The 3,443-nt window shown below is 45.4% G+C and carries 3 protein-coding genes; all 3 read right to left on the reverse strand.

The window, feature by feature from the left end; translation table 11 throughout:
• On the reverse strand, positions 1 to 455 hold a 455-nt coding region (locus ACQY6Q_RS10830; RefSeq protein ID WP_427981275.1), incomplete at its 3' end, for a transporter substrate-binding domain-containing protein.
• A gap of 98 nt (positions 456 to 553) precedes the next feature.
• On the reverse strand, positions 554 to 1,411 hold the full coding sequence (gene folD, locus ACQY6Q_RS10835; RefSeq protein ID WP_427981277.1) for a bifunctional methylenetetrahydrofolate dehydrogenase/methenyltetrahydrofolate cyclohydrolase FolD: 858 nt from the start codon (positions 1,409 to 1,411) through the stop codon (positions 554 to 556).
• 173 nt (positions 1,412 to 1,584) lie between these two features.
• Entirely contained in the window at positions 1,585 to 3,249 is a 1,665-nt protein-coding gene (locus ACQY6Q_RS10840; protein WP_427981279.1) for a putative transporter, read from the reverse strand.
• Positions 3,250 to 3,443: the final 194 nt, after the last annotated feature.

A 3,443-nucleotide genomic window follows, 5' to 3' on the forward strand; every position in this document is an offset into this window, starting at 1 on the left:
ATGATGTGGCTGTCTTTGATGCCTTTACTGAGTAATAGTTGCTCTCCAACGCCGGCTTTCATTGCGGCGAATTTGAGGGGAGTGTCTGGCGTTAAGTTGCTTACTTGCAGCTGGCGAGAGCTTAAGGCAAACAGTTGAATGTTGGAGCTGGTAATCGGGCATGCCCAGTCAAATAAGTGTTCTCTACGAGGGCTGCGCATGGTTAAAAACAACACCATATTGGGGCGATGTTGCAGCAGGTAGTAGGCTTCACTCCAGGTTTTCATTTGAATAGGCTGGGCCGGTTCGCCCATAGCCTGCCAAACTAATTTTAATAGTTCTACCGACATACCGGTCAGATGACCGTTTTCTAAGTAATTAAATGGGCGAAGATTTTCAGTTACAAAGCTTATATTCTCCGCACGCGGGCAGAAGGGTAAGGTGAGCAAAGCGAGCAGTAGATAGCGGTGCAACATAAGTAGCCTCAGTTTAGTTCTATTGTTTAAGCTAGCTTAGTTTTGGCTATGTTGCAGAGAAACTGGCGAATACTAAAGAATGGTATTCGCCAATTTTATTATTGATCGTGAAACTCTTCGCAGGCTTCAAGAGTATTCTGAATGAGGGTGGCCACAGTCATTGGGCCTACGCCGCCGGGGACTGGAGTAATATAGGCAGCATGTTGACGGGCAACTTCGTACTCAACATCGCCAGCAAGCTTGCCGTTATCAAGGCGGTTAATGCCCACATCAATCACCATCGCACCTGGTTTAATCCACTCTCCAGGAATAAATTGTGGTTTACCTACGGCAACAATCACTAAGTCTGCGCGGCGCACATGCGCTTCCAAGTCTTTGGTAAAACGGTGGCAGGTTGTGGTGGTGCAGCCTGCTAACAGTAGCTCTAAAGTCATGGGGCGACCAACAATGTTTGATGCGCCTACGACTACCGCTTCTAAACCATAAGGACTAACGCCAGTTGACTCAATTAAGGTAATGATACCTTTGGGAGTACAAGGGCGAAGCGCGGGGATCCGTTGCGCCAAACGACCGATGTTATAGGGGTGAAAACCATCAACATCTTTATCGGGTTGAATGCGCTCAATAACTTTAGTTTCGTCGATACCCTCTGGCAACGGTAGCTGTACTAAAATGCCGTCAATCAATGGATCGGCATTGAGTTTATCAATTTCAGCCAAGAGAGTTTGTTCGTCGGTATGTTCGTCTAGGTCAATAGACTTCGAAACAAAGCCTACAGCCTCACAAACGCGGCGTTTACTGCCAACATAAACTTGTGATGCAGGATTATTCCCAACTAAAATTACGGCCAAACCGGGAGCACGTTTCCCTTCAGCAATTCTTTGCTTTACTCGCTCAGCGACTTGTTCTTGAACTTGCTGGGCAATTTTTTTTCCATCAATAATTTGTGCAGACATTGATTCTTCTTTAACTAGTGATTGACGAGGCTAGAGCGGGCTATTTTCGCATGATAGACGAATAAATGTCAGATTTTTTTGAAGTAAAATTGGACAAACACGTGATGTTTTTAACCAAAGGCGGTAGTCATTGATAAAAGTGGATAGCCTGCCGTGGCAGGCTATGGTTTGTATTACGCTGCGACCCACAGTAGTACAGCAATAATTTGCGGTGACAGGATCCGCAAACACATGACTAAAGGATAAACGGTGGCATAGGCTAAAGCCGAAGCACCATTGGTGGCGTGAATAGAGTTAGCAAAAGCCAGTGCCGGTGGATCGGTCATCGAGCCTGCCATTAAGCCGCATAAACTCAAATAATTGACCTTGAATATATAGCGCCCAACAATACCAATCACTAATAAAGGAATAAGGGTGATGAAGGCACCATAAAACATCCAGCTTAACCCATCGCCCTCAAATAAAGTTTCGATGAAGTTGGCACCAGAATTTATGCCCACCACGGCTAAAAACAACACAATGCCTAACTCGCGCAGGGCTAAGTTAGCGCTAGGGGGCATAAACCAATATAACCGACCGATGCTGCCAATACGCGCCAAGATTATCGCCACTATTAAGGGGCCGCCAGCTAATCCCAGTTTTAATGGTGCGGGTAGGCTCGGAATAGCCAGAGGCATGGAGCCAAGCAATACACCCAAGCCAATACCAATGAAGATCGGCAGCATTTGTACGTGTTGTAATTTACTGCGCAGGTTGCCGAGGCTTTTGGCCACCTTGTCGATGTCTTCGCTGGGGCCTACGATATTGAGAATATCGCCAAATTGTAGAATGGTATCTTTGTTAGCGATAAGCTCGACCCCGGCCCGGTTTAAGCGAGAGATAACCACGTCATAGTTACGTTTTAAGTCCAGTTCACTCAACTTTTTACCTAAAATACGCTCTTCTGTGACGACGACTCGCTCACTGCGTAGCAGCGTACCTTTAGTTGAAAGGGAAGCGTTCACTTCTTTACCGATAATCAGCGTAGCTTGTTCTAGTTTAAGCCTATCGGGACCGACCAAGTGTAAATAGTCGCCAAGCTGCATCTGCATATCGGGGGTGGGGACTTTTAACTCCCCGTTACTTTTTACCCGAGAGCAAATAACTTCGTCGCCAATCAATTTACTTAGTTCAGAAAAAGCGAGGCCTTTGAGGTTGGGGTTTTCGATAATAATATTAATATCTTGCAGGCGTTGTTTTTTCTTGCCTTTAGCGCTGTCGAATTTTTCCGCTTCATCATCCACATTGATACGAAATATAAAGCGAATGATCCACATGGTTAAGAGGATACCAAGGATGCCAAAGGGGTAGGCCATCGCATAACCTAAACCTAATACCGAGGTTTGCTCAATGCTCATGCCCAGTTCTTGCAGAATTTGCTGTCCGGCTGCGAGCGAGGGCGTATTGGTTACCGCACCACTATAGATGCCTAAAAACACATTCAAAGGAAGGTCAAAAACGTAATGTAGCACGACTGCCGTCATACCACCCAACACGACGATGCCGACAGCCAGCAGATTGAGCTTTAAACCACTGGCTTTGAGCGAGGCAAAAAAACCGGGGCCCACTTGGATACCTATGGTGTAAACAAATAAAATTAGCCCAAACTCTTTAATGAAGTGTAAGGCGTGAGGGTCGAGGTGCCAGCCAAAGAGTTTGATGAAGTGCCCCACAAATAGGCCACCAAACAAGACACCACCAATGCCTAAGCCAACACCGCGAATTTTGAGACCACCAAACCATAGCCCGATAACAGCCACCGCTGCCAAGGCTAATATGGATAATGCTACATCGCTCATGAGAATCCTTTCTTATTGAAACTTGAAGATAATTTAACAAACTAAACAAGCCTACTACTTTAGTATTACTATACTTTTGATTTGGATTAACAAATACTTTGGCTTTGCTAGTGCGCTTGCAAAGTTATGATCTACTAAACAGTTTATGACGTAATTATTCATACAGGCTTCAGTTAAAGTGGTGTTAACTAGCT

The sequence above is a fragment of the Agarivorans sp. genome (assembly GCF_050295395.1).
Lineage (GTDB): Bacteria > Pseudomonadota > Gammaproteobacteria > Enterobacterales > Celerinatantimonadaceae > Agarivorans.

Excerpts from the sequence above, each read along its gene's own strand:
- ACQY6Q_RS10840 (WP_427981279.1), bottom strand. The coding sequence starts at position 3,249 with ATGAGCGATGTAGCATTATCCATATTAGCCTTGGCAGCGGTGGCTGTT.
- folD (WP_427981277.1), bottom strand. The coding sequence starts at position 1,411 with ATGTCTGCACAAATTATTGATGGAAAAAAAATTGCCCAGCAAGTTCAA.